Annotated in this window: 22 protein-coding genes; 13 read left to right on the forward strand and 9 right to left on the reverse strand. The window is 62.7% G+C overall.

Annotation, left to right across the window (positions count from 1 at the left end; all coding sequences use genetic code 11):
* Positions 1-99 precede the first annotated feature (99 nt).
* From SM764_RS11745 to SM764_RS11785, 9 genes are all read right to left on the reverse strand, one after another.
* The gene (locus tag SM764_RS11745; RefSeq protein WP_274831880.1) at positions 100-2463 is read right to left on the reverse strand and encodes a xanthine dehydrogenase family protein molybdopterin-binding subunit; all 2364 of its coding nucleotides are present in this window, start codon (positions 2461-2463) and stop codon (positions 100-102) included.
* Positions 2464-2576: 113 nt separating this feature from the next.
* The gene (locus SM764_RS11750; protein ID WP_065273186.1) at positions 2577-3062 is read right to left on the reverse strand and encodes a (2Fe-2S)-binding protein; all 486 of its coding nucleotides are present in this window, start codon (positions 3060-3062) and stop codon (positions 2577-2579) included.
* A 168-nt stretch (positions 3063-3230) separates the two neighbouring features.
* On the reverse strand, positions 3231-4247 hold the full coding sequence (locus SM764_RS11755; RefSeq protein ID WP_369001858.1) for a molybdopterin-binding protein: 1017 nt from the start codon (positions 4245-4247) through the stop codon (positions 3231-3233).
* The gene (locus SM764_RS11760) at positions 4244-5227 is read right to left on the reverse strand and encodes an XdhC family protein (protein WP_274828717.1); all 984 of its coding nucleotides are present in this window, start codon (positions 5225-5227) and stop codon (positions 4244-4246) included. The genes SM764_RS11755 and SM764_RS11760 overlap by 4 nt, the downstream gene beginning before the upstream one ends.
* 146 nt (positions 5228-5373) lie before the next feature.
* A complete protein-coding gene (locus SM764_RS11765; protein ID WP_369001859.1) occupies positions 5374-5964 on the reverse strand; it encodes a DUF6691 family protein in 591 nt (196 codons plus the stop codon).
* A gap of 3 nt (positions 5965-5967) precedes the next feature.
* The gene (locus SM764_RS11770; RefSeq protein ID WP_369001860.1) at positions 5968-6519 is read right to left on the reverse strand and encodes a YeeE/YedE thiosulfate transporter family protein; all 552 of its coding nucleotides are present in this window, start codon (positions 6517-6519) and stop codon (positions 5968-5970) included.
* A 97-nt stretch (positions 6520-6616) separates the two neighbouring features.
* Positions 6617-7870 carry a vWA domain-containing protein gene (locus tag SM764_RS11775; RefSeq protein WP_369001861.1) on the reverse strand — a complete coding sequence of 418 codons (1254 nt, stop codon included), beginning with the start codon at positions 7868-7870 and terminating at the stop codon, positions 6617-6619.
* On the reverse strand, positions 7870-8385 hold the full coding sequence (locus SM764_RS11780) for a hypothetical protein (protein WP_274831874.1): 516 nt from the start codon (positions 8383-8385) through the stop codon (positions 7870-7872). Before SM764_RS11780 ends, SM764_RS11775 begins: the two co-directional genes overlap by 1 nt.
* Positions 8385-9293, reverse strand: coding sequence for an AAA family ATPase (locus tag SM764_RS11785; protein WP_369001862.1), 909 nt, complete (start codon positions 9291-9293; stop codon positions 8385-8387). The genes SM764_RS11780 and SM764_RS11785 overlap by 1 nt, the downstream gene beginning before the upstream one ends.
* Positions 9294-9624: 331 nt before the next feature.
* On the opposite strand from SM764_RS11785, the gene SM764_RS11790 reads away from it, so the two are divergent.
* The 13 genes from SM764_RS11790 (at position 9625) to SM764_RS11850 (ending at position 23489) form a co-directional block, all read left to right on the forward strand.
* The gene (locus SM764_RS11790; protein ID WP_369001905.1) at positions 9625-10671 is read left to right on the forward strand and encodes a glycosyltransferase family 2 protein; all 1047 of its coding nucleotides are present in this window, start codon (positions 9625-9627) and stop codon (positions 10669-10671) included.
* Positions 10668-11291, forward strand: a complete 624-nt coding sequence (locus tag SM764_RS11795; RefSeq protein WP_369001863.1) for a sulfotransferase — start codon at positions 10668-10670, stop codon at positions 11289-11291. Before SM764_RS11790 ends, SM764_RS11795 begins: the two co-directional genes overlap by 4 nt.
* A gap of 2 nt (positions 11292-11293) precedes the next feature.
* A complete protein-coding gene (locus SM764_RS11800; RefSeq protein WP_369001864.1) occupies positions 11294-13639 on the forward strand; it encodes a glycosyltransferase family 2 protein in 2346 nt (781 codons plus the stop codon).
* Positions 13640-13643: 4 nt separating this feature from the next.
* Positions 13644-14333 carry an FkbM family methyltransferase gene (locus SM764_RS11805; protein ID WP_368947455.1) on the forward strand — a complete coding sequence of 230 codons (690 nt, stop codon included), beginning with the start codon at positions 13644-13646 and terminating at the stop codon, positions 14331-14333.
* 4 nt (positions 14334-14337) lie between these two features.
* A complete protein-coding gene (locus tag SM764_RS11810) occupies positions 14338-15480 on the forward strand; it encodes a glycosyltransferase family 2 protein (RefSeq protein WP_368947456.1) in 1143 nt (380 codons plus the stop codon).
* Between the two features lie 114 nt (positions 15481-15594).
* Positions 15595-16551: a phosphoadenosine phosphosulfate reductase gene (locus SM764_RS11815; RefSeq protein ID WP_274831868.1), complete on the forward strand. Its 957-nt coding sequence runs from the start codon at positions 15595-15597 to the stop codon at positions 16549-16551.
* Between the two features lie 121 nt (positions 16552-16672).
* Positions 16673-17728, forward strand: a complete 1056-nt coding sequence (pyrC, locus tag SM764_RS11820; protein ID WP_368947457.1) for a dihydroorotase — start codon at positions 16673-16675, stop codon at positions 17726-17728.
* Positions 17729-17870: 142 nt separating this feature from the next.
* Positions 17871-18551 (forward strand): orotate phosphoribosyltransferase, encoded by a 681-nt coding sequence (locus SM764_RS11825; protein WP_369001865.1) that lies wholly within the window; start codon positions 17871-17873, stop codon positions 18549-18551.
* A 254-nt stretch (positions 18552-18805) separates the two neighbouring features.
* A complete protein-coding gene (locus tag SM764_RS11830) occupies positions 18806-20332 on the forward strand; it encodes a replicative DNA helicase (RefSeq protein ID WP_065273175.1) in 1527 nt (508 codons plus the stop codon).
* A 39-nt stretch (positions 20333-20371) separates the two neighbouring features.
* Positions 20372-20821 carry a YybH family protein gene (locus SM764_RS11835; protein WP_369001866.1) on the forward strand — a complete coding sequence of 150 codons (450 nt, stop codon included), beginning with the start codon at positions 20372-20374 and terminating at the stop codon, positions 20819-20821.
* Positions 20822-20929: 108 nt separating this feature from the next.
* Positions 20930-21967 carry an alanine racemase gene (gene alr / locus SM764_RS11840; RefSeq protein WP_065273173.1) on the forward strand — a complete coding sequence of 346 codons (1038 nt, stop codon included), beginning with the start codon at positions 20930-20932 and terminating at the stop codon, positions 21965-21967.
* A complete protein-coding gene (locus tag SM764_RS11845) occupies positions 21964-22746 on the forward strand; it encodes an MlaE family ABC transporter permease (protein WP_065273172.1) in 783 nt (260 codons plus the stop codon). The genes alr and SM764_RS11845 overlap by 4 nt, the downstream gene beginning before the upstream one ends.
* Positions 22743-23489 (forward strand): ABC transporter ATP-binding protein, encoded by a 747-nt coding sequence (locus SM764_RS11850; RefSeq protein ID WP_369001867.1) that lies wholly within the window; start codon positions 22743-22745, stop codon positions 23487-23489. Before SM764_RS11845 ends, SM764_RS11850 begins: the two co-directional genes overlap by 4 nt.
* Positions 23490-23529: the final 40 nt, after the last annotated feature.

Below are 23529 nucleotides of genomic sequence, written 5' to 3' on the forward strand. Positions count from 1 at the left end.
CTTCCCAAAGAATGCCGGGGGATCTCCCCCCTTGTTCTTTTGTTCAAATCTCCCATGGGTGCAGGGATCCGGCACATCTGCCCGGCCCCTGCCCCGGTGTTAACTGTTCATCGCAGCCCAGACGCGGCCGGGGCTGAGTGGCATGTCGATATGCGTCACATCTTTACCCGCAGCCTGCAGCGCGTCCACCACCGCATTCACAACCGCCGGCGGCGATCCGATGGCACCGGCCTCACCGCAGCCCTTCACCCCAAGGGGGTTATGGGTACAGGGCGTCTGGCAGGAATGGTCCACCTGATAGAAGGGCAGATCATCGGCGCGCGGCATGGCGTAATCCATGTAAGAGGCCGACAGAAGCTGACCGTTCTCGTCATAGACGCAGCCTTCGAGCAGCGCCTGACCGATGCCCTGACCGATACCGCCGTGCACCTGACCATCGACGATCATCGGGTTGACGATATTGCCAAAGTCATCCGCCGCCGCGAAACGTTCGATGGTGACCTTGCCGGTCTCGGGATCGACCTCCACCTCGCAGGCATAAGCGCCCGAAGGATAGGTGAAGTTCGCCGGATCGTAAAAGGCAGTCTCTTCCAGCCCCGGCTCCATATCCTCAAGCGGGTAGTTGTGCGGGACATAGGCCGCCAGCGTGACATCGCCCCAGGCGAGGGATTTATCCGTGCCCGCAACCGAGAACTGACCGTCCTTCAGCTCGATATCCGCATCGGAGGCTTCCAGAATGTGGGCGGCGATCTTCTTCGCCTTGGCGATGATCTTTTCCGTCGCCCGCACCATGGCAGAACCACCAACGGCGAGGGAGCGCGAGCCGTAAGTGCCCATGCCCATCGGGGTGTTGGCGGTGTCGCCATGCACGATCTCGACCATGCTTTCGTCGATGCCGATCATATCCGCGATCACCTGCGGGAAGGAGGTTTCATGCCCCTGCCCGTGGCTGTGGCTGCCGGTCATAACCACCAGCCCCCCGGTCGCATTCACTCGCACCGTGGCGGATTCATAAAGACCCGCCCGCGCGCCCAGCTGCCCAACAAGGTTACTCGGCGCAATGCCGCAGGCCTCGATATAGCAGTTGACGCCCAGACCGCGCAGCTTGCCGTTTTCCTCGCTCTTGGCGCGGCGCGCCTTGAAGCCTGCGAAATCGGCAACCTCTTCCAGCTTGTCCATCGTCGCGTTGTAATCACCGGTATCATATTCCACCGCCACCGGGGTGGCATAGGGGAATTCGGTGATGAAGTTCTGACGCCGCAGCGCGATGGGATCGACGCCCAGCTCGCGCGCGGCCTTGTCGATGACGCGCTCCAACTGGAATGTCGCCTCAGGGCGGCCCGCGCCGCGATAGGCATCCACCGGCACCGTGTTGGTAAAGACGGCCTTCACGTTCACATAGATCAGCGGCGTCTTGTAGTTACCCGCCATCAGCGTGCCATGCAGCCAGGTCGGCACCGAAGGCGCAAAGGTAGACAGGTATGCGCCCATATTGGCGTAAGTGTCGGTGCGCAGAGCGGTAAAGTTGTTCTCCGCATCCAGCGCCAGTTCGATCTTGGTCACGTGATCGCGCCCGTGGGCATCCGACATAAAGGCCTCGGACCGGGTAGAGGTCCATTTGACCGCCCGGTTCAGCGCCTTGGCCGCGAAGGTACAGAAGGCTTCCTCGGCATAATGGAAGATCTTGGTGCCGAAACCGCCGCCCACATCCGGCGCGATGACGCGCAGCTTATGCTCGGGGATGCCCAACACGAAAGCGCCCATCAGAAGGCGGATCACATGCGGGTTCTGCGAAGTTGTATAAAGCGTCGATTCCCCGGTGGCCCGGTTGAAATCGCCCACCGCCACGCGCGGCTCCATCGGGTTCGCGACCAGACGGTTGTTGACCAGCTCCAGTGTGGTCACATGGGCCGCATTGGCAAAGGCCTCTTCCACTGCCGGTTTGTTTTCTTCCACGAAGCCCCAGTCATAGCAGAGGTTCGAGGTGAGATCGTCATGCACCTTGGGGGCGCCTTCCTTGACGGCCTCCTTCATGTCGATGACGGCGGGCAGTTCTTCGATATCGAGCTCAATCGCTTCGGCGGCGTCGCGAGCTTCCTCGCGGCTTTCTGCGACCACGGCGGCGATGGCATCGCCCACATAGCGGACCTTGCCCTGAGCCAGAACCGGGTGCGCAGGTTCCTGCATCGGTTCTCCATGGCGGTCGGTCACCTGCCAGCCGCAGGGAATCGACCCCACGCCTTCGAAATCAGCGCCGGTGAAGATGCGGATGACGCCGGGCATCGCGGCCGCAGCCGTGGTGTCGATGCCGTTGATCTTGCCGTGGGCCACATCCGAGCGCAGGAAATGCACATAGGCCTGATTGTTGAGGTTGATGTCGTCGGTATAATTGCCGGTTCCGGTCAGGAACCTCACGTCTTCGCGCCGCTTCGGGCTGGCGCCGATGCCACTATCCTTTGGCATTGTCCAAATCTCCTCCCTGGATGGTGCGCGCCAGGGCGCACCTCTTGGTCATGCAAAATTGTCTTTTGTCCCGGGCCGCGCCTCCCTGCGCTGCCCGCGGCGGGCTTATGGCCTTATTCGGCAGCAATGGCCGTCACGTCCTGACCGGACGCGGCAAGGATCGCCTTGACGATGTTATGATAGCCAGTGCAACGGCAAATATTGCCTTCAAGATAGGCGCGCACCTCGGCCTCGGTCGGCTTGGGGTTTTCCTTCAGCAGCGCCGCCGCCGACATCACCATGCCCGGCGTGCAGAAACCGCACTGAAGCCCGTGGTGATCCTGAAACGCCTGCTGGATCGCATTCAGCGTACCATCCGGAGCCGCCTGTCCTTCGATGGTGGCAACCTCTGCGCCGTCTGCTTCGGCCGCCAGCATGGTGCAGGATTTGACCGCCTTGCCGTTCACATGCACCACGCAGGCGCCGCACTGGCTGGTATCGCAGCCTACATGTGTCCCCGTGAGCCCCAGCTCGTCGCGCAGAAATGACGCCAGGAGCGTGCGCCCCTCCACATCACCGCTGGCGGGCTTGCCGTTCACGGTCATCGAGACCTTCGCCATGAATTCCTCCCATTCGCTACTTTTGTTTGGCTGAATAGGAGTTAAGCACGGGATGCGGCTGGCGCGAACCCCCAGAAATGCCTCTGGCCGTAACATTTTTGCCAAACGGCAAGAAGCCGCGCGTAACACGTTGGAGATGCGGACATTTTGTGCTGTTTGGCGCAGCGTTCAGCCACGCCCGGCGTCATCCTGTCCAGCGCGGCGCGGCATGGGCCGGGTGGGAATCTCTTTCAGCAGACCCCCGACCCCCATGGCGGCGATATCCGCCCCGCGCAACGCCACTCCGCAGATCACCCGCTCCAGCACCCAGTCCGCGCCATTGAGCGCGGGCGAACGGGCGCAGCCCGGCAGGCCGATCACCGGCTTTTCGCCCAGCGCGCCGAGAAACAGAAGGTTGCCCGGATCCACCGGCATGCCAAAGCGCGTCACCGTGCCCCCCGCCAGCCGCAGCGCCTGAGGCGCCACATCCAGTGGGTCCGAGGTCGCCGATCCGGTCAGGATCAGGATGACCTCTCCCGGCGCATCGCCGATGGCTGCGGACAGCTCCGCCTCGCGGTGGGGCACAACCACGCGATCTGTCAGCGCCATTCCCATCCGGTCGAGCCGCCCAGCCATGGCCGCGCGGCCCTTTTCGGATGGAGTATCGCCCGTAACCCGCGTTTCGATCAGGGTTGCGGTCTTGTAGACCGGGGCGCGCACCCGCAACGCCCCGCCTGCATTCCTTGCCGCTTGTCTCAGGTGCGCCTCTGGCACCCCGTAGGCGATGATCTTGATGGTGGCGATCATGCCGTCTGCATCGACCCGGTGATAGGCGGGCACGGTCGCGATGGTGATCATCGGATCCACCGCATTCACCGCCTCCAGCCGCGCCCGGTCCAGCTCCACCACACCGCAGGTTTCGGCGTAAAGGTTCACCCGCCCCGCCCCGGCGCCGGAAATGCGCAAGCCCTGGGCGCCCGGGTCCGGAACGATGGCGTGGGCCAGCGCCTGCGCCGCCGCATCCTCGTGCATATCCCCGCTTTCCAGCCGCGCGGCGGTGACTTCGGAAAACCCGGAGGCGGCCAGATCACTCAGATCCGCCGGGGTCAGCGCCGTGCCCTTGGCAATCTTGCGGGTCTCCAGATGCAGGGAATGGGCCAGGATCGCCCCCTCGGCCTGATCCAGCGGAACCGGGCCGAACTTCATGAGGCTTTGCCGCGCAGAACCGCTGTCATCTCGGCCAGGATCGACACCGCGATTTCAGACGGCCCCGCCGCGCCGATATCCAGACCGATGGGCCCGTGGATGCGCCCGATCTGCTCCTTGGTGAAGCCAGCCGCCACCATCCGGTCCACCCGTTTGGCATGGGTGCGGGTCGAGCCCAGCGCACCGATGTAGAAACAATCCGCACCTAACGCTGCCTCCAGCGCCGGATCGTCGAGTTTGGGATCATGGGTCAGCAGCACCAGCGCGGTGCGGGCATCAAGGCCAAGCTTTTCCACCGCCTCATCCGGCCAGTCGTCCATCAACCGCTCACCGGGGAACCGCGCAGCGGCGGCGAAGGCCTCACGCGGGTCGATAATCACCGGATCGTAGCCCGCAATCCGCGCCATCGGCACCAGCGCCTGGGCGATATGCACCGCCCCCACCACGATCAGCCGCAGCGGCGGGTTGTGCACGGCAACGAAGGTTTTGCCGTCTTCCTCAACACCAGAGCGGTCCATGCGCAGGCGCTCAGCATAGCCATCGCGCACCAGACGGCGCGCGCCGCTGTCCAGATCCACCTCATAGGCGAGCGCGATGCGATCCTTGCGGGCCGCGACCAGTTCCTCCAGCAGATCCACCGGCAGGGCACCGCCCACGGGCTCCACCAACACCTTGATAGTGCCGCCGCAGGCCAGCCCCACGGCAAAGGCATCATCGTCGCTGACCCCGAACTCGAGCAGGCGGTGCTTGCCATCCTCGATGGCTTCCAGCGCCTCAAAGACCACCGCGCTTTCGACGCAGCCGCCCGAGACCGAGCCTTCGATGCGGCCATCGCCGCCCACCACCAGCTGCGATCCGGCCCGGCGCGGCGCCGAGCCCCAAGTCTGCACCACCGTGGCCAATGCAGCCCCGGTGCCATCCCTGTGCCATTCCAGCGCCACCTCCGGCGCGTTCTCGAAACGCTGGGTTTCCTCTGACATGCAATCCTCCCGGCGTGTCTTCCGCCTTTGTTGCCCCCAAGGTTGACGCGAAGGCCAGAGGTTTCAAGCCGAAAACGCAGCGCAAAACGCAAAGCGCCCGCCGGGAGCGGCGGGCGTTCGGGCATTTTACAGGCGCGGGAGGGTGCCTATTCAGCCGGTTGCAGGTTCGATTTGGAGGGCGTCAGCCGCTCGGGCAGGGCAAAGGCCAGCGCGATGAAACCAAGGCCCAGAACGATGCCGAGGATATCGCCCGGCAGCGTCGTCAGCCCGTCGAACTTGGATCCCGGCACGGTGCCAACGGTGACCTTGCCGCCCGCGATGCTGTCCAGAAGGCCGCTCGATTTCCACATCGGGTAGGTCACCATATAGGCCGCCGCCCCCAGAAGACCGCCGGCGATGAAGAACAGCGCATCCTTGCGACCCGAGGCCGCCGCGACAACGCCGGTGCCGGGGCAATAGCCCGCCAGCGCCCAGCCCGCGCCCAGCATCAAGCCGCCAATAAAGACGCCCACATAGGCGGCCTTCACGGACATATGGCCGACGTCGACAAAGCCCAGCATCTGCCCCGCGAACATCAGCACCGATCCGGTGCCGATGGCCAGCAGGATGGTCTTGGCCAGGTTGAGGTTGGTGAGGTTCAGCATCTTGCCGATCATGTTCGGGTTGCTGGCGCCGATACGGTCCAGAACCGCGCCGAAGGCCAGGCCGATAACAATTGCGAGAACGATAGACATCATGGCTCAGGCCTCCTTCTTGAACAGGATCAGGGATACGGGAATCGCAGCGGCGAAGGCCCCGGCGGCAAAGAGATAGCCCGACAGCGCGGTCTGCATCATGCCTGACATCATGTGCCCAGAGGTGCAGCCGCCCGCAAGGCGCGCGCCGTAAAGCACAATGAAGCCGCCAACAAAGGTCGCGCCGTAGCGCAGGGCGACCCCGTCCCCCATATTGGCGCGCCACAGATCGGGGATGCTGCGCTCCCGCGCGGGCAGGCCGCCGCGCGCCATGACCGACAGAAAGCCGCCCACGGCCATCGCCAGCACAAAAACAAAGCTGTAGTTCAGCGGGTTCATCACCGATTTGGCGTATTTGCCGTTCGATTTCGCCAGATAGGCATTGGTCGAGGTATATCCTTCCTCGGTCTTGGTCACCAATTCGCTGTTCACCGCGTCGCCGATGATCCCGTCCAGGATCACGAATTGCGTTGACACGCCAATCGGTTTGACCAGCAGCACTGCCAGAAAGAAGACGAACCCCAGCAGGAGCCCTCCGGTTTTCCAGTTCAAGGCCATCATCAGCCTCCCAAATTACATTCCATTTACGGAATGTAGCAGGCTGAGCGCAGGTCAGGCTTGACCCAGATCAATTACATTCGACTTTTAGAATTCGTCAGAGAAGCGCCATCAACCGCGCCTTTTCGCCCTGATCCTCGGGGCGGGAAATCACCTGCGCCAAATCTTCGAGCGAGGCAATGGAGTGGCCAGCCCGAAAACTGTCCACATGGGGCAGCATGGCGCGGATACCTTGTGCTTTGGGGGCGAAGCCTTCCCAGCGCAAGAGCGGGTTCAGCCAGATCAGCCGCCGCGATGACAGGTGCAGGCGCTGCATCTCCCTGGCCAGTTGGTCCGGGTCGTCCCGGTCCAGCCCGTCAGTGATCAGCAGCACCACCGCCCCCTGCCCCATCACCCGGCGCGACCAGTCGCGGTTGAATTCATGCAGGCAGGATCCGATCCGGGTGCCGCCCTCCCAGTCCTGCGCCTCGGCGCCCGCTGCGGCCAAGGCCGCGTCCACATCGCGCGTGGCCAGATGTCGGGTGATATTGGTGAGCCGCGTGCCAAAGGTAAAACCATGCACCTTGGCCCAGCCCGCGCCCTTTTGATTGGCGACCGAATGCAGAAAATGCAGCACGATGCGGCTGTACTGGCTCATGGAGCCGGAGATATCGCAGATCACCACCAGATTGGGCCAGCGGATGCGCCGTTTCGCGCGGGCGATCTCCTGCAGATCGCCACCCCGGCGGGCCGCATCGCGCAGGGTGCGCCGCCAGTCGGCACGCTGCCCATGCGGAGCGGCCATCAGGCGGCGCGACTGGATCGGCTGCACCGGCAGGCGCATCTGCGCAAGGATGCGTTTGGCGCGGGCGACTTCCTCGGTGCTCATCTGCTCGAAATCCAAGGACCGCAGGCGCTCCTCCGAGGACATGGTCAGCGTCGCGTCGATCTCGAACTCGGTGCCCTCGTCCTCTTGCCCCTCTGGCACATCGATCTGATCGTTGGCGCCATCCAGCAGCGCCTCGGCGGCGCGTTTTTCACCGGGTTTGGCGGCGCGCTCTTCCTGCACGCCGCGCACCGCAGGCAGCATCGCCGCCATCATATGCTCCAGAAACCGCGGATCGCGCCAATAAAGACGAAAGATCTGCGCAAACACCGCCCTGTGTTCGGGGCGGGTCACGAAACAGGCGTGCAGCGCCCAGTAGAAATCCTGCCGACTGGTAAAACCCGCTGCCGCTACCGCCTCAACCGCGTCCACCACCCGGCCCGGCCCGATGGGCAGCCCCGCCTTGCGCAGAGCGCGGGCGAAATGGGTGATGTTCTGGACGAGTTTCGGATCGTCCGGCAGGGAAAGCTCAGGCAGTTCAACCATCAGATCAGTTCGCAAATAGCCCAGAGTGAAATTGAGACGGGAAGTAGAAAATGTAGACCCACCACGTAGAGAATGGCATATTTCTCATGCCACCAAAGGCTACAGTTAATTTCTTCTAGCTGCCTTTTCACGTAGGAGAGATTTCCTTTTTCTATTTCATTTTCAGGATCAATCGCGCGCTCAAGGTGCTCTATCACGAATTCAAGACGCCCTTTCATCGTTCCACCTCCGCCAAAAAGTGTTGCTACTCCCTTGCTGGTCATGGACGAGTTCCACTTGGCCAAAGAAATCAGATCCCCAATCCAATTCAGTGTCAGAGAGAAGATCAAAATGAGCTGCACCCAGAAGGTTCCCGAAGACAACTGGCTCTCAGAAAAGGAAATCCCCAAGAACTCCAGACTGCTGGTGTCAATTTCCAGATGGGTCGTCAGTACCACCACGACCGCGAGTGATAAGCACGCCCGGCCAGACGTTGCCGTTGCTTTGCTGACAAGGGGCGCACCAGCATAGTGCATCAGGCCTCCTCCAGTGTCTGCTTGGCCTTGTCGAGGATGCGTTTCGCTTCGGAGCCCTGCAATTGCGCGATGTCGTCCTGGTATTTCAGGATCGCGCCCAATGTATCGGCGATCACCTCGGGGGAGAGGTCGATCACGTCGAGCGCAAGCAGGCAATTGGCCCAGTCGATGGTTTCGGCCACGCCGGGTTTCTTGAACAGATCCTCGGTCCGCAGCGCCTGGACAAAGGCGACCACTTCGCGGCTGAGTTTTTCAGAGGCTTCCGGCGCGCGGGCCCGCAGGATTTCGACCTCGCGGGTGAAATCGGGGTAATCGACCCAGTGATACAGGCAGCGCCGTTTTAGCGCGTCATGCACCTCACGCGTGCGGTTGGAGGTCAGGATCACGATGGGCGGCTCGGGCGCCTTGATGGTGCCAAGTTCCGGAATGGTCACCTGAAAATCGCTGAGCGCCTCGAGAAGGAACGCCTCGAAAGGCTCATCGGTGCGGTCCAGTTCGTCGATCAGCAGAACGGGCGCGCCATTCTCATCGGGGCGCATGGCTTCCAAGAGTGGCCGTTCGATCAGAAACTCATCAGAGAACAGCTCGCTCTGCAGCGCCGCGCGGTCAGTGCCTCCGGCAGCCTCGGCGGTGCGGATCGCCACCATCTGCGCGGCAAAATTCCATTCATAAACCGCGCTGGAGGCATCAAGCCCCTCGTAGCATTGCAGCCGGATCAGGCGCCGGCCCAGCGCCGCCGACAGCGCCTTGGCGATCTCGGTCTTGCCGACGCCGGCCTCACCTTCCAGGAACAAGGGGCGGCCCAGACGCAGCGACAGGAAGACCACGGTAGCAAGCGCCCGGCCGCAGACATACCCCTGCTCGCCCAACATCTGTTGCACCTGATCGATGGATTGCGCCTCTGTCATGCCTTGCCTCCCCGCTTGGTCGCACCAAGAGGCCATGCGCCCAGCGCGCGGTCAAGGCTGGTCTGCCCCCGTTTTCGGATTGTTGATTTCGTTTGTTGGGCAACACTTCGACAAGGGTTAATGGCTATACACCCTGCAATGATTGACGCAGGGCGCCCGCCCTGCCATGGATTTTGGCAATGACGATAGCCCCGGCTGCACCCGATCCATGTGTGACGACGATGTGCGGTAACGAGAGGCAAGATGCAGGCGGCAAGGCAACAGATCGAATGATGCGCCACGGATCAACACAGCCCGGCACTTCGCGCCGGGACGCCAAAGGGGATGCATGATGCGCATCAACGCCGTCACCTGCGTCAAGAACGAAGGCCCCTTCCTGCTCGAATGGATCGCCTATAACCGGCTGATCGGGGTCACGGATTTCCTGTTCTATTCCAACGATTGCAGCGATGGCACCGATGACCTGCTGGATGCGCTGGCGGCGCGGGGGCTGGTGCAGCATCTGCCCAACCCGGCCGAGGGGCGCAATTACCAGATGGAGGCGCTGAAACACGCGCGCCAGCAGCCCATCGTGGCGGATGCCGACTGGGTCTGGGTGGCCGATGTGGATGAGTTCCTGAATATCCATGCAGGAGACCACACAATCCCCGATCTGATCGCGGCCTGTGGCAATCCCCAGGCGATTTCGCTCAGTTTCCAGTTCTTTGCCAACGACGGGGTCGAGGCCTTTGAGGACGCGCCGGTGATCGCCCAGTTCACCCGCTCGCACAACCCGGATATCTGCTGCGCCGAGGGTTCAATCGAGGTCAAGACGCTGGTGCGGCGCGATTTTCCGCTGCAATACTATGGCGCGCATCGCCCGTTCTTCCGCAAGGCTTTGGCCAAGGACAAGCGCCCCGTCTGGACCGATGGCGGCGGCCGCCGGGTGCCCTTCCGGTTCCTGATGGCTGCAAACCGCGATCATATCCGCAAACTCCCGGCCAAAGGCGCCCGCAGCCTTGCGACGCTGAACCACTACGCGCTGCGTTCGCTCGACAGCTATCTGGTGAAGAATGACCGCGGCGATGTGAACCGGGAAAATCGCGCCTTTGACGATACCTATTGGCGCGAACGCAATGACCCCGCCTATGAGGACCTGTCGATCCAACGTCATCTCCCGGCGATGGAGGCGGCGCTTGCCGATCTGAAATCCGACCCCGAGATCGCCGCCCTGCACGAGGCGGCAGTGCGCCTGCATCGTCACAGACGTGATAAGCTGCTGGCCCAGCCCAACTATCAGGCGATGCGCGATCAGCTGCGCGCCGCCCCAACCCTGCCCCCACAGGAAGAGGCGCTGCTGCGCGATCTTGACCTCTGGACCAAAGAGGCGGCGCAATGAGCCTCAAGGTCATCAACCTCGGCCTGCCGAAGTCGGGCACCACCACGCTGGGCAAGGCGCTGTCGCAGGCGGGTTATTCCGTGGCCGATCACCGCCTGCGCGACCGCGAGGAAGACAAACCCGGCAAGCGGCGGATTTTCGTCGGCAGCCTCCTTTACAAAGGACTATATGAGCGCGGCGATCCCATGGCCTATCTGGATGGTTTTGATGCGCTGTCGGAGGTGAGCTTTATCCACGGCAAATTCTCGGTCTGGCCGCAATTCGATTTTGCCCTGCTGAAAGTGCTGAAGGATCTCAACCCGGGGCTCAAATTCATCGCCACCCGGCGCGATGCGGCCAGTCATTCGAAATCGATCATGGCCTGGAACAACCTTGGCACCGCTCGGCTGCCCGCCAGCACGGTGCCTGGCCTGCCCATCGGATACGGCAAGACGCCGGAACAGCAGATGATCTGGATCGATGGTCATTACGAGGCGCTGAAACACTGGTTCCGCGAGGACCCCGATTACCTTGAGATCAACGTCGCCGATGCCGGTGCGCAAGCGCGGGTGGGCGCGTTCCTTGGGCGCGATCTGCCCTGGTGGGGCCAGGCCAACGTCAACCGGAAGGCACGTTCCTGACCATGCGCATCGTTCTTCATATCGGGCTCGAGCATACAGGCGCCGAGCGGCTACAAAAGGTTCTGGCCCACAAGCGGGACCAGCTGCGCAGCAAGGGCGTGTTGTTTCCCACCTCTCCCGGCGGCAGCAATCACACACGCCTGTTCATGGCGGTGACCGACCCCGATCACGTGGACCCGCTGCGCCATGCCCGCGGCCTTGCCGATCCCGAGCGGCAGGCGCTGTTGCGCGACAAGCTGAGCGCCGATCTGATCCGTGAGGTCAATGAGGCGCAGCCGGACATTCTGATCCTCTCGGCCTCGCAACTGGGCAGCAGGCTGCACCGGCGCAGCGAGCTGATGCGGCTGAAGGATATGCTGACCCCGCTATCCGGCGACATCAGCCTCGTGGCGCATCTGGATGATCCCGCCCCCCTGCTGGCGCGCAGCTATGGCGCGCAGGTACTGAACGGACGGGCTACCCCGCTGGAACGCGAACTGGCGCTGGCCGATCAACCGGACTGGTGGCAAGCCTGCCTCGCGCACCAGCCGCAGATCAGACCGCAGGAAAACCAGTTTGAAGAGACCGAAGGCGCGCCCTTCTGGCTCGATTATCAGGCCCTGCATCAGCATTGGGAGAATGTTTTCGGCGCCGCGTCCATGAGCTTCCGCTCTTACGACGAGGCCCTGTTCTACGGGCCGGAGGCCACCAAAGAGATCCGCGCCGCATTTGGCATTGCGCAGCAGATCGGACGCTGCGGCGATGCGACACAGACCGCGATGCCTGCCGCGCCCTGGCTGACGCGGGCGCGGCAGCTCAATACGCTGCTGCAACATATCACCCTGCATCAGGGCAGGATCGTACCGCCGAAAATGTGGCGCGGTTTCCTGAATGAGCTGCAGATCGACGGCGCGCCGATGGACCCGGCGCAGCTGGCCCGTATCTCAAACCGGTTTGCCGCCGCAAATCAGGCCCTTGCCGAGCAGCACCCCGGATTGTCTGCAGCCAGCTTCGCCACCCAACCCGGTGCCCAAGACCATTCCGGCACAAAGTGGCAAGAGGCGGACCCGGAAATGGGCTTTCGCGCCTCGCAATATCTGCTGCGCTTCATGCCGCAGATTGAGGCCGCAACCCGCGCCTCCCGACCAGCGGAAGAGGCCAAGCCGGACCCAGCCACCACGGAACCCACCGCGCAGGCCCGCAAGGTGATGACCCCGCTGGCGTTGAAAAACTTCGAAATGCTGCAAACCTCGCCCTTCCGGCCGCATGACAATATCGGCGCGCTGGATGAAACCGCGCGTGCCGCCCCCTATGCGGAGGTGCCACGCCGCGCCCTGCCTGCGGGCAGCAGCGGCAATGTGATCGTCGGCTGCATGAAGAACGAGGCGCCTTATATCCTGGAATGGATCGCCTTTCATCGCGCCATCGGTGTGGACAACTTCCTGATCTACACCAATGGCTGCGAAGACGGCACCACCGAGATCCTCGACCGGTTGCAGGAGAAGGGCATCCTGCAGCACCGCAACAACGACGACTGGCGCGGCAAGTCTCCGCAGCAACACGCACTGAACCAATCGCTGCAGGAACCGGTGATCACCCAGGCCGATTGGATCGTCCATATCGACGTTGATGAATTCATCAACGTGCGCTGTGGCAACGGCACCCTGCAGGATTTCTTTGACCGGGTGCCGGATGCCACCAATGTGGCGATGACCTGGCGCCTGTTTGGCCATAACGATGTGACACGGCTGTCGGACGAATTTGTCATCGGCCAGTTTGATGCCTGCGCGCCGAAATACTGCCCCAAGCCGCACACGGTCTGGGGTTTCAAAACGATGTTCAAAAACACCGGCGCCTACCAGAAGATCAGCTGCCACCGCCCCAACAAGCTGCAGGACGGGTTCCGCGATCAGGTCCGCTGGGTCAACGGATCGGGCCGCGACATGACGCAGGATGTACTCGACAACGGATGGCGCAACTCGCGCCGCTCCATCGGTTACGATCTGCTGCAGCTCAACCACTACGCGCTGCGCTCGGCCGAAAGTTTTCTGGTAAAACGCCAGCGCGGACGTGCCCTGCATGTGGACCGCTCCATCGGCCTCAACTACTGGATCCGCATGGACTGGAACGACCACACGGACGTCACCATCCAGCGCAATCTTCCGCGCCTGCGCGCCGAATATGATAGGCTAATGGAGGATACGACCCTGCGCCAGTGGCACGAAAAAGGCCTCGACTGGCATCGCGCCAAGGCCGAGGAACTGCATGGGATGGAGGAATTCGAAACCCTTTACCGGCAGGCACTGGACGTAAAACTGACCGCAACCGAACGCGTTGCATATGCGCTTGCGCTGGATATGGAGAGCTGAAGACATGACCGCCGCAGCCACCGACCCGGTTCTGACCTGTCTGGATATGAAGTTCCCGCTGGACAAGGCGGTGCTGCCACCGCGCGTGCGCAAACTGCTGCGCACCGGCGCCTATGAGGCAAAGGAGGCCGTGGCCGCCAGAAAGCTGATCCGCGCCGGGGATGTGGTGATGGAACTCGGCGGCGGCATCGGTTTCATGTCGACGCTGGTCGCCACCCAGACCCCGGCGCAATCCGTGCATTCGTTCGAGGCAAACCCGCAGCTCTTGCCCTATATCCACCGGGTGCATGCTCTCAATGGCGTCCAGAACGCCAAGGTGACCCATGCAGTGCTCAGCGACAGCGACGGCACCGCGCCCTTTTATGTGCGGCCCAACTTCCTTGCCTCTTCCCTGACACCAATGGCCGAGGATGGCCCTGACGTTCAGCAGGTCGAAGTGCCGATGCGCGACATGAACCGGGTGATGGCAGAGCTGAAGCCCAGCGTGCTGATCTGCGATATCGAGGGCGCCGAGGCAGAGCTGTTGCCCAAGATGGACCTGTCCTCGCTGCGTGCGGTGCTGATCGAAACCCATCCGCAATGGATCGGCAAGGCAGGCATCCGCAAGGTCTTTCAATGCCTTGATGCCGCCGGTCTGGTATTCTTCCCGCGCTGGTCGCATGGCAAGGTCGCCGTGTTCCGGTCCGACTGGTAGGACCATGCGGTATCTGGCCATCCTGACCCTGCGAAACGAAGGTGCCTTTCTGCTGGAATGGCTGGCCCATCACCGCGCCGTGGGGTTCACCGATTTCCTTGTCTTTTCAAACGACTGCCAGGACGGCACCGACAGGATGCTGGACCGGCTCGATGACCTTGGCCACCTGACCCATGTGCGCAACGACGGCCCCTACGGCAAGGGTGGCATCCAGTTCAGCGCCCTGAAGCTGGCGGACCGGCACCGGCTGGTGAAAAAAGCCGACTGGATCATGGCGCTGGATATCGACGAATTCGTCAATATCCACGCGGGCCGTGGTCAGTTGGGCGACCTCTTGGAAGCGCTGCCCGAGGCCGACGCCATCACCCTGACATGGCGGCTGTTCGGTAGTGGCGACACCCTGCGCTATGAGGACACGCCGGTGACGGAGCAGTTCACCCGCTGCGCCCCCGAGGTGATCCACTGGCCCTGGCGCGCGGCGATGTTCAAGACGCTTTATCGCAACGACGGCACCTATCGCAAAACCGGGGTGCACCGCCCGCGCGGGGTAGAGGACGACAGTGCGCTTGAGCAGTTCCGCTGGTTCGATTGCGAAGGGCGCGAACTGGGGCCGCAGTTCAAGACCCGACGCCTGTTTTCCGACTACGGCCAGCCCAACCACCGGCTGGCTCAGCTGAACCACTATGCGCTTGGCGCGATGGAAAGCTTTGTCCTGAAGGCAGACCGAGGCCGCGCGGTGCATTCGGATCATATGCTCGATGTGGACTACTGGGTCGAACGCAACTTCAACACTGATGAAGATACCTCCATTGCCCGCTACAGCGAGGCGCGCGCCGCCATTCAGGCGCTGCTGCTGGAAGATGGCAAACTCGCCCGCCTGCACGAAAAAGCCGTGGCCTGGCGACACGCCCGGTTCCGCGAGCTGATGTTGCAGGAACCGTTTCGCGCCCTCTTTGCCCGGCTATTGATGACCCCGCCCTCGCGCCCGATCAACGCCGTCACCGCGCGCACCCTGGCCGGGTTCGCAACATTGGGACGCCGGGCCGAACAGGCACTCAGCGCCCCCGCACCACAAGCGCCCCCGGAGCAATCGGCAGACCGCGCCAACGCAGAGACCGAGACGCCCAAAGAGAGCGGCACGGACTGACTCGCGCAGAGCCGGAAAACTGGCATGAGTTTTTCTCAATTTTGCCGCATTCCGCCCCTAGCTTCAGACCCAACTACCGGTCCGTCAAAGGTCCGGAGGCAGAGGATCATGGGCATGCAGGACGGTTCAGACGCGCTTGAGACAGATCTTTCCGGGCTGAAACCGGCCCAGTGGAAAGAGCGGCTTGCTGTGCTCAGCGAGGAACTGGGTATGTTCCAGCCTCTGGGCGCGCGCCACTGCGCCGCCTTCATCGATCAGGGCAACACGCTCCTTGTGAGCTTTGAAACCATCCAGGGCATCCAGAGCCTGTCCGAACTGGCGCAACCCTTGGGCTTTGATCTGGTCCGCAACCTTGGCTGGTCGCATCTGTGCATGATTTCGGATGGCGACACCTGGTTCCGCGACGAACAGGTCTTTGGCTTCATCGACCAGCTGATCGACGACGGGTTCTTCGAGGAATTCGACAATGTCGTCTTCTATGGCGCCGGCCCCTGCGGCTATGCGGCCAGCGCCTTTTCGGTAGCGGCCCCCGGCGCAACCGTGGTGGCCATCCAGCCGCAGGCGACGCTGGATCCGCGCATGACCGAATGGGATGAACGCTTCATCGAGATGCGCCGCACCTCTTTCACCGACCGCTATGGCTATGCGCCCGATATGCTGGACGCCGCAGATCATGCCTTTGTCCTGTATGATCCGCGCGAACATCTGGATGCCATGCACGCAGCCCTGTTTGCCCGCAGCAATGTCACCCGCCGCCGTCTGCCGGACTTTGGCGAGGCGGTGCAGACGCGGTTGATCGAGATGGATGTGCTCTATCAGATCCTGTCGATGGCTGGTTCGGGCAAGCTGACAGATCTGGCTTTATCACGCGTTCTGCGCGCGCGGCGCAACAACACCGCCTATCTGCGCAACGTCATGGGACACCTCGACAAACGCGACCGGCCCTACCTGATGACCCTGCTGTGCCGCAACGTGACTGCGCGCCTGCGCGCGCCGCGGTTCCGGCAACGCTTGCAGAACCTGCGCAAACGCGCCGCCGAGGGTGATTTCACCCTGCCGCCGGAACGCTGATCCCAACGCGCCCCTCGCCGTCTGATAGAATAGTTATGCCCAGCACTCGGCACCGGTGACAGATCGTCCTGTGGCGGGCTTCTTTCTTCCCCTTTCTGCGTGCCTGTGCTAACGCGGCGCCATGACACAGACCACGCTCCAGACGCTGACCCTCACCCGCCCCGATGACTGGCATCTGCACCTGCGCGACGGCGCCATGCTGCAGGCCGTGCTGCCGGAAACCGCGCGCCATTTCGGCCGCGCCATCATCATGCCCAATCTGGTGCCGCCGGTGGTAACCGGGGCGCAGGCCGCCGCTTATCGCGATCGCATCCTGGCCGCGCTACCGGGCGACATGTCCTTTGAGCCGCTGATGACGCTCTATCTGACCGAGGACACAGATCCCGGCGATATGGCCGCGGCCCATGCCAGCGGGTTGATCAAGGCGGTGAAACTCTACCCCGCTGGGGCCACCACCAATTCGGCTTCGGGCGTGCGCGATTTCGACAAGGTGCGTCCGGTGCTGGAGAAAATGGCCGAAATCGGCTTGCCGCTTTGTGTGCATGGCGAGGTGACCGACAGCGACATCGACATCTTCGACCGCGAAGCCGTGTTCATCGACCGGGTGCTGGATCCGGTACGCCGCGCCACCCCCGGCCTGCGCGTCGTGATGGAGCATATCACCACCGCCAACGGTGTGGACTATGTGAAGGCCAACGCGGCGGACCTTGGCGCGACCATCACCACCCATCACTTGATCATCAACCGCAACCACATCCTGGTTGGTGGCATCAAACCGCATTATTACTGCCTGCCGGTGGCCAAGCGCGAAGAACACCGTCTGGCCCTGCGTGCGGCGGCGACCTCGGGCGATGCTCGGTTCTTCCTCGGCACGGATTCGGCCCCCCATACCGACCCCAACAAGGAAAGCGCCTGCGGCTGTGCCGGCTGTTTCACCGCCACCAACACCATGGCGCTGCTCGCCCATGTGTTCGAAGAGGATGGCGCGCTGGACAAGCTGGAAGGCTTTGCCTCGAAAAACGGCCCGGCTTTCTACCGCCTGCCGGAAAACGACAGCACCATCACCCTGGTCAAACAGGACGCCCCCACCGCCTTCCCGGAAAAGATCGAAAGCGGCGAAGGCCCAGTGACGGTCTTCGATCCCGGCTTCCCGGTGCATTGGACGGTTCAGGCGTGAGCCCGAGGCGGATCCTTGCCAAAATTCCCCGGACCGCATGCGATCCGGTTCGCGCCCGACCCGTCCCCAATGGCGGGCGCGAAAACCTGCGTGGCATTGCGGCTGCGCATGGGGAAAGACATTCAATTTGCGGAGCTGCCACATGATCCCCTCCTCCTACCCCTCTGCCGAAGAAATCGCCCGCCTCTCTGCCCGGATGCTGCTGGAAATCGGTGCGGTGAACTTCAACACCGAAACGCCCTACACGCTGGCTTCCGGCCTGCCCTCGCCCAGCTATATCGATTGCCGCAAGCTGATCTCCTTCCCGCGGATCCGCTCCACGCTGATGGATTTCATGACCGTCACCGTGATGCGCAACGCAGGCTTTGAAGCCTTCGACAATATCGCGGGTGGTGAGACGGCCGGCATTCCCTTTGCTGCGCTGGTGGCCGAGCGCATGGCGCTGCCGATGACCTATGTGCGCAAAAAGCCCAAAGGTTATGGCCGCAATGCCCGCATCGAAGGCGCGATGAGCGAAGGCGAGCGGGTGCTGCTGGTCGAGGATCTGACCACCGATGGCGGCTCGAAACTGTCCTTTGTCGATGCGATCCGCGAAACCGGCGCCACCTGTGGCCACACGGCGGTGATCTTCTACTACGACATCTTTCCTGAGACGACCAAGACGCTGGGTGATCACGGGGTCGAGCTGCACTACCTCTGCACTTGGTGGGATGTTCTGGCCGAGGCCCGCGCGCAAGAAGCCTTCAGTACCGAAACGCTGGATGAGGTGGCGAAGTTCCTCAAGGACCCGCGTGCCTGGCAGGATGCGCATAAATCCGCCTAAAACGTGCAGGCAGGCCCGGCCTGCCGTTTAAGCCCTGATCCAGCACGCCAGTTCGAAAGAACAAACCTCGCGTGCTGGATACTTTATTTGGGCGCGCAACCGTGCCATGCTACCCGATATTGCGCCTCCCCCTGCGGACGCCTTAAACGCTCCCCAGGGACGGACAGCTATCCACAGGATGTCCACAGGGATTTCCAGATGGCTTTGGGCCAGCGAATTGACCTATCTATCCGGACCGAATGAAGAGAGCCGTGATGAACGAATTGACCCCATTTGATGGCGACCAGCCCCCCGCGCCCATGCCCGAACCTGATGCCCCGCAGCAGGCCAGCGGCATGGAGGCAAACGAGCTGCCCCATTCGGTCGAAGCCGAACAGCAGCTTCTGGGGGCAATCCTGACCAACAACGACGTCTACGACCGCGTGGCGTCGATCATCAATTCCACCCATTTCTACGACCCGGTCCACACCCGCATCTATGAAATCGCCGCGGCGCGGATCTCCAAGAACGCGCTGGCCTCTCCGGTGACGCTGAAGGCCTTCATGGAAGATGATGAAGGGCTGAAGGAGCTGGGCGGCCCGGCCTATCTGGCAAAACTGGCCGGGGCCTCAATCTCGGCCTATGCGGTGCGCGACTATGCTCAGATGATCTATGATCTGGCAATCCGGCGCGAGCTGATCGCGCTGGGGCAGTCGATCTCTGACAAGGCGCGCCGGGTGGATGTCTCCTCGGAGCCGAAAGAACAGATCGTCGAAGCGGAACAATCGCTCTATCAGCTGGCCGAGCAGGGCCAGACCGAAAGCGGTTTCAAGTCCTTCCTGAAAGCGGTGACCGAGGCGGTCAACGTCACCAACGAGGCCTATCAGCGTGGCGGCGGCATGGCCGGGATTTCCACCGGTCTTGATGATCTCGACAAACAGCTGGGCGGGTTGCACCCGTCGGACCTTCTGATCCTTGCAGGCCGCCCCTCGATGGGTAAAACCTCGCTCGCGACCAACATCGCCTTCAACGTCGCCAAGGCCTATAAACGCGGGGTGAAACCCGATGGCACCGAAGGCGCCGTGGATGGCGGCGTGGTCGGCTTCTTCTCACTCGAGATGAGCGCCGAACAGCTGGCGGGGCGTATCCTTGCCGAAGCATCCGAGATTTCCAGCCACAAGATCCGTCAGGGTGACATGACCGAAGGCGAATTCCGCCGCTTCGTGCAGGCCGCCAAGGATCTGGAAAGCTGCCCGCTCTTTATCGACGACACGCCCGCCCTACCAATTTCGCAGCTAGCCGCCCGCGCCCGCCGCCTGAAGCGGACCCACGGGCTGGACCTTCTGGTGATCGACTATCTGCAGCTTTGCCGCGGCATGTCGGACAATCGGGTGAACGAAATCGCCGAAATCTCGATGGGGATGAAGGCCATCGCGAAAGAGCTGAACATTCCGGTGGTGGCCCTGTCGCAGCTCTCTCGTCAGGTCGAAAGCCGGGACGATAAACGCCCGCAACTGTCGGACCTTCGGGAATCCGGCTCGATCGAACAGGATGCCGACGTGGTGATGTTCGTGTTCCGCGAGGAATACTACAAGGAACGGGAAAAACCCGGCGATCACGAGCTGGACAAGATGGAAGAGTGGAAACAGGCGATGGAGCGCCTGCATGCCAAGGCCGAAGTGATCGTCGGCAAACAGCGTCACGGCCCCATCGGCACGGTCGAATTGTCGTTTGAGGCGCAGTTCACCCGCTTTGGCAACCTCGCCAAATCCTGGCAGCAGCAGCCGGACGGCTACGAATAAAGCAGGCTTTCCCAAAACAGCTCAGCCAGAGGACATCCAATGCGCATCCATGATTTCATGCAGGCCTACAAACGGGTCTGGGAGGCGCAGGATTCCGATGGCTTTGCTGCGTTATTCACCCCCGACGGGCAATATTGGAACACGCCCTTTCAGGTGCAGACCGGCCCCGACGCACTGGCCCGTTACTGGGATCGGATCAAGCTGCAACTGGATATATGCCTAACGCCCTCGGTTCTGGCCGAAACGCCCACCGGGGGCATCGGCCACTGGAACGTCACCTATCAGGTCGCCAGCGAGGAATTGTTCCAGATCTGGGCAAAATCCACTGGCACCGGCCTGCCCGACCGCCAGCCCGGCGATCCCCTGCCCCGGATGGAGCTGGACGGCACCCTGGTTGCCGATCTGAACGAGCAAGGGCTTGCCACCTGTGTGCGGATTTTCTGGCACTCCAACGCCTCCATGCCGACAGCGGCAAAAGACCGCGACTGACCGCCTGAATGCCCTGCCACAGGCGGGAGCACGCCAAGGAGGCCGCGCCTAGGCCAAAGCAGGGCGAATTCCACTTGACCCCTGCGGCGCGCATGTCATGAACGGGGCATGAGCACGGCAAGACTGACAATCAATCTGGATGCGCTGGTGACAAACTGGCGGAACCTGAACACCAAGACCAACTGCGAGACCGCCGCAGTGGTCAAGGCAAACGGATACGGCCTCGATTCCGGCCGCGTCGCCACCGCTCTGGCCAAGGCCGGAGCGCGCAATTTCTTTGTGGCCATCGCCGAGGAAGGCGTCGCCCTGCGCCGCGCCCTGGGCCCCGGTCCGGGGATCTCGGTCTTTTCCGGTCATATGGAGGGCGATGCAAAACTCCTGCGCGACTTCCAACTGACGCCGATGCTGAATTCGCTTGATCAGATGCTGCGCCATTTCGAGGCGCTGCCCGGCCACCCCTTTGGTGTGCAGCTGGACAGCGGCATGAACCGGCTGGGCATGGAGCCCGGCGAATGGGCCGCCGTGCGCGATATCGCACTGGGACAGAACCCGGTGCTGCTGATGTCGCACCTTGCCTGCGCGGATGAGCCGGACCACCCAATGAACCCGCAGCAATTGAAAGCCTTCCAGGAGATGACCGACGGTATCGAAGTGCCCCGGTCCCTCTCGGCCACCGGCGGCATGCTGCTGGGCCGTGATTACCATTTCGATCTCTGCCGCCCCGGTATCGGTCTTTACGGTGGTCGCCCATTTGGCGATGCCCTGCCCGTGGTACAACTGGACCTGCCGGTCATCCAGATCCGCGACCTGATGCCCGGTGAGACCGTCGGATATGGCAACACCTGGACCGCGCCGCGCCAATGCCGCATCGCAACCGTCGCGGCGGGCTATGCAGATGGACTGCTGCGCCGGATGACCGATGGCGACATCAAGGCCTATGCCGGAGCCACGCCCTGCCCCGTTGTGGGCCGCATTTCCATGGATCTGATCACAATCGACGTCACCGATCTGTCCGAGGATCCCGCCGTTCTGACCCTTCTGAACGAGCAGCAGACCGTCGACACGCTGGCCGATGCAGCCGGTACCATCGGGTATGAGATCCTGACCTCTCTTGGCGCGCGCTACGCACGGACCTACCAAGGATGAGCCCGCTCGCCCTTCTTGCCCGTATCGGTCGGCTGGTTCTGCACATGCTTGCAGTTGTCGGCCGGGTCGCGCTTTTTGGGCTCTCCACGCTCAGCCACATGATCCGCCCGCCGTTCTACGGCAAGGAAACGCTGCAGGCGCTTTTGCATATCGGCTGGCTGTCGCTGCCGGTGGTGGGACTCACCGCGATTTTTACCGGCGGCGCGCTGGCGCTGCAGATCTACGCCGGCGGCGCGCGCTTCAACGCCGAGGCCGTGGTGCCCCAGATCGTTGCCATCGGCATGGTGCGCGAACTTGGCCCGGTTCTGGTCGGCCTGATGATCGCCGCCCGCGTCACCTCCTCCATCGCGGCGGAGATCGCCACCATGAAGGTGACCGAGCAGATCGACGCGCTGGTGACGCTGTCAACCAACCCGATGCAATATCTTGTCGCCCCCCGCGTGCTGGCTGCCTTCCTGACGGTGCCGCTGCTGGTCGGTATCGGCGATATCATCGGCATCGCCGGTGGCTATGCGGTGGCGGTGCACAATCTCGATTTCAACGCGGCGGCTTACCTCAAGAACACCGTGGATTTCCTTGAAACGCTCGACATCGTCTCTTCGCTGGTCAAAGGCGCGGCCTTCGGCACCATCGCGGCGCTGATGGGCTGCTACTACGGCATGCAATCGGGCCGCGGCGCCCAAGGCGTCGGCAGCGCCACCAAAGGATCGGTCGAGGCCGCAGCCATCCTGATCCTGGCCGCCAACTTCCTGCTGACGGGGGTCTTCTTCTCGGTATGATCAAGCTCGACAACGTCCACAAGGCTTTCGGCTCCAACCAGGTTCTGCGCGGTATGACGCTGGAGGTTCCCAAAGGCACCTCAATGGTGATCATCGGCGGCTCCGGCACCGGCAAATCGGTGGCGCTGAAATGCGTTCTCGGCCTTATCAAACCCGACAGCGGCAGCATCCTGGTCGATGGCAAACCGGCGGATGCAGGCGACCGCGATGCCTTCCTCGCCCGCTTTGGCATGCTGTTTCAGGGTGGTGCGCTGTTTGACTCCCTGCCCGTCTGGCAGAACGTCGCCTTCCGCCTGATGCGCGGCGCGCTGAAACGCCCTGCCGAGGAAGCTCGCGAAATCGCCATCGAGAAACTGCGCCGCGTCGGCCTCAAACCCGATGTCGCCGACCGCCTGCCGGCCGAACTCTCGGGCGGCATGCAGAAACGCGTCGGCCTCGCCCGCGCCATCGCCGCCGAGCCGGAAATCATCTTCTTTGACGAGCCCACTACCGGCCTTGATCCGATCATGGCAGGCGTTATCAACGATCTGATCCGCGAAATCGTGGTCGAAATGGGCGCCACCGCCATGACCATCACCCACGACATGACGTCGGTGCGCGCGATTGCCGACAATATCGCCATGCTGCACGACGGGGTAATCAAGTGGACCGGCCCGGTGGGCCAAATGGATGACAGTGGCGATCCCTACCTCGACCAGTTTATCCACGGCCGCGCGGAGGGTCCGATCGAGGCCGTGCGCTGAACATCCCCGCCGAAAGATATTCTCTCCAATCAAGGCCAGC

Origin of the sequence: Pseudophaeobacter sp. 1A16562 (assembly GCF_041008785.1) — a bacterium.
Taxonomy (GTDB): Bacteria; Pseudomonadota; Alphaproteobacteria; order Rhodobacterales; family Rhodobacteraceae; genus Phycobacter; species Phycobacter gallaeciensis_A.

Bases quoted from the DNA above. Each gene is read 5' to 3' on its own strand.
- SM764_RS11745 (WP_274831880.1), bottom strand. From the start codon at position 2,463: ATGCCAAAGGATAGTGGCATCGGCGCCAGCCCGAAGCGGCGCGAAGAC.
- SM764_RS11750 (WP_065273186.1), bottom strand. From the start codon at position 3,062: ATGGCGAAGGTCTCGATGACCGTGAACGGCAAGCCCGCCAGCGGTGAT.
- SM764_RS11755 (WP_369001858.1), bottom strand. From the start codon at position 4,247: ATGAAGTTCGGCCCGGTTCCGCTGGATCAGGCCGAGGGGGCGATCCTG.
- SM764_RS11760 (WP_274828717.1), bottom strand. From the start codon at position 5,227: ATGTCAGAGGAAACCCAGCGTTTCGAGAACGCGCCGGAGGTGGCGCTG.
- SM764_RS11765 (WP_369001859.1), bottom strand. From the start codon at position 5,964: ATGATGTCTATCGTTCTCGCAATTGTTATCGGCCTGGCCTTCGGCGCG.
- SM764_RS11770 (WP_369001860.1), bottom strand. From the start codon at position 6,519: ATGGCCTTGAACTGGAAAACCGGAGGGCTCCTGCTGGGGTTCGTCTTC.
- SM764_RS11775 (WP_369001861.1), bottom strand. From the start codon at position 7,870: ATGGTTGAACTGCCTGAGCTTTCCCTGCCGGACGATCCGAAACTCGTC.
- SM764_RS11780 (WP_274831874.1), bottom strand. From the start codon at position 8,385: ATGCACTATGCTGGTGCGCCCCTTGTCAGCAAAGCAACGGCAACGTCT.
- SM764_RS11785 (WP_369001862.1), bottom strand. From the start codon at position 9,293: ATGACAGAGGCGCAATCCATCGATCAGGTGCAACAGATGTTGGGCGAG.
- SM764_RS11790 (WP_369001905.1), top strand. From the start codon at position 9,625: ATGCGCATCAACGCCGTCACCTGCGTCAAGAACGAAGGCCCCTTCCTG.
- SM764_RS11795 (WP_369001863.1), top strand. From the start codon at position 10,668: ATGAGCCTCAAGGTCATCAACCTCGGCCTGCCGAAGTCGGGCACCACC.
- SM764_RS11800 (WP_369001864.1), top strand. From the start codon at position 11,294: ATGCGCATCGTTCTTCATATCGGGCTCGAGCATACAGGCGCCGAGCGG.
- SM764_RS11805 (WP_368947455.1), top strand. From the start codon at position 13,644: ATGACCGCCGCAGCCACCGACCCGGTTCTGACCTGTCTGGATATGAAG.
- SM764_RS11810 (WP_368947456.1), top strand. From the start codon at position 14,338: ATGCGGTATCTGGCCATCCTGACCCTGCGAAACGAAGGTGCCTTTCTG.
- SM764_RS11815 (WP_274831868.1), top strand. From the start codon at position 15,595: ATGCAGGACGGTTCAGACGCGCTTGAGACAGATCTTTCCGGGCTGAAA.
- pyrC (WP_368947457.1), top strand. From the start codon at position 16,673: ATGACACAGACCACGCTCCAGACGCTGACCCTCACCCGCCCCGATGAC.
- SM764_RS11825 (WP_369001865.1), top strand. From the start codon at position 17,871: ATGATCCCCTCCTCCTACCCCTCTGCCGAAGAAATCGCCCGCCTCTCT.
- SM764_RS11830 (WP_065273175.1), top strand. From the start codon at position 18,806: ATGAACGAATTGACCCCATTTGATGGCGACCAGCCCCCCGCGCCCATG.
- SM764_RS11835 (WP_369001866.1), top strand. From the start codon at position 20,372: ATGCGCATCCATGATTTCATGCAGGCCTACAAACGGGTCTGGGAGGCG.
- alr (WP_065273173.1), top strand. From the start codon at position 20,930: ATGAGCACGGCAAGACTGACAATCAATCTGGATGCGCTGGTGACAAAC.
- SM764_RS11845 (WP_065273172.1), top strand. From the start codon at position 21,964: ATGAGCCCGCTCGCCCTTCTTGCCCGTATCGGTCGGCTGGTTCTGCAC.
- SM764_RS11850 (WP_369001867.1), top strand. From the start codon at position 22,743: ATGATCAAGCTCGACAACGTCCACAAGGCTTTCGGCTCCAACCAGGTT.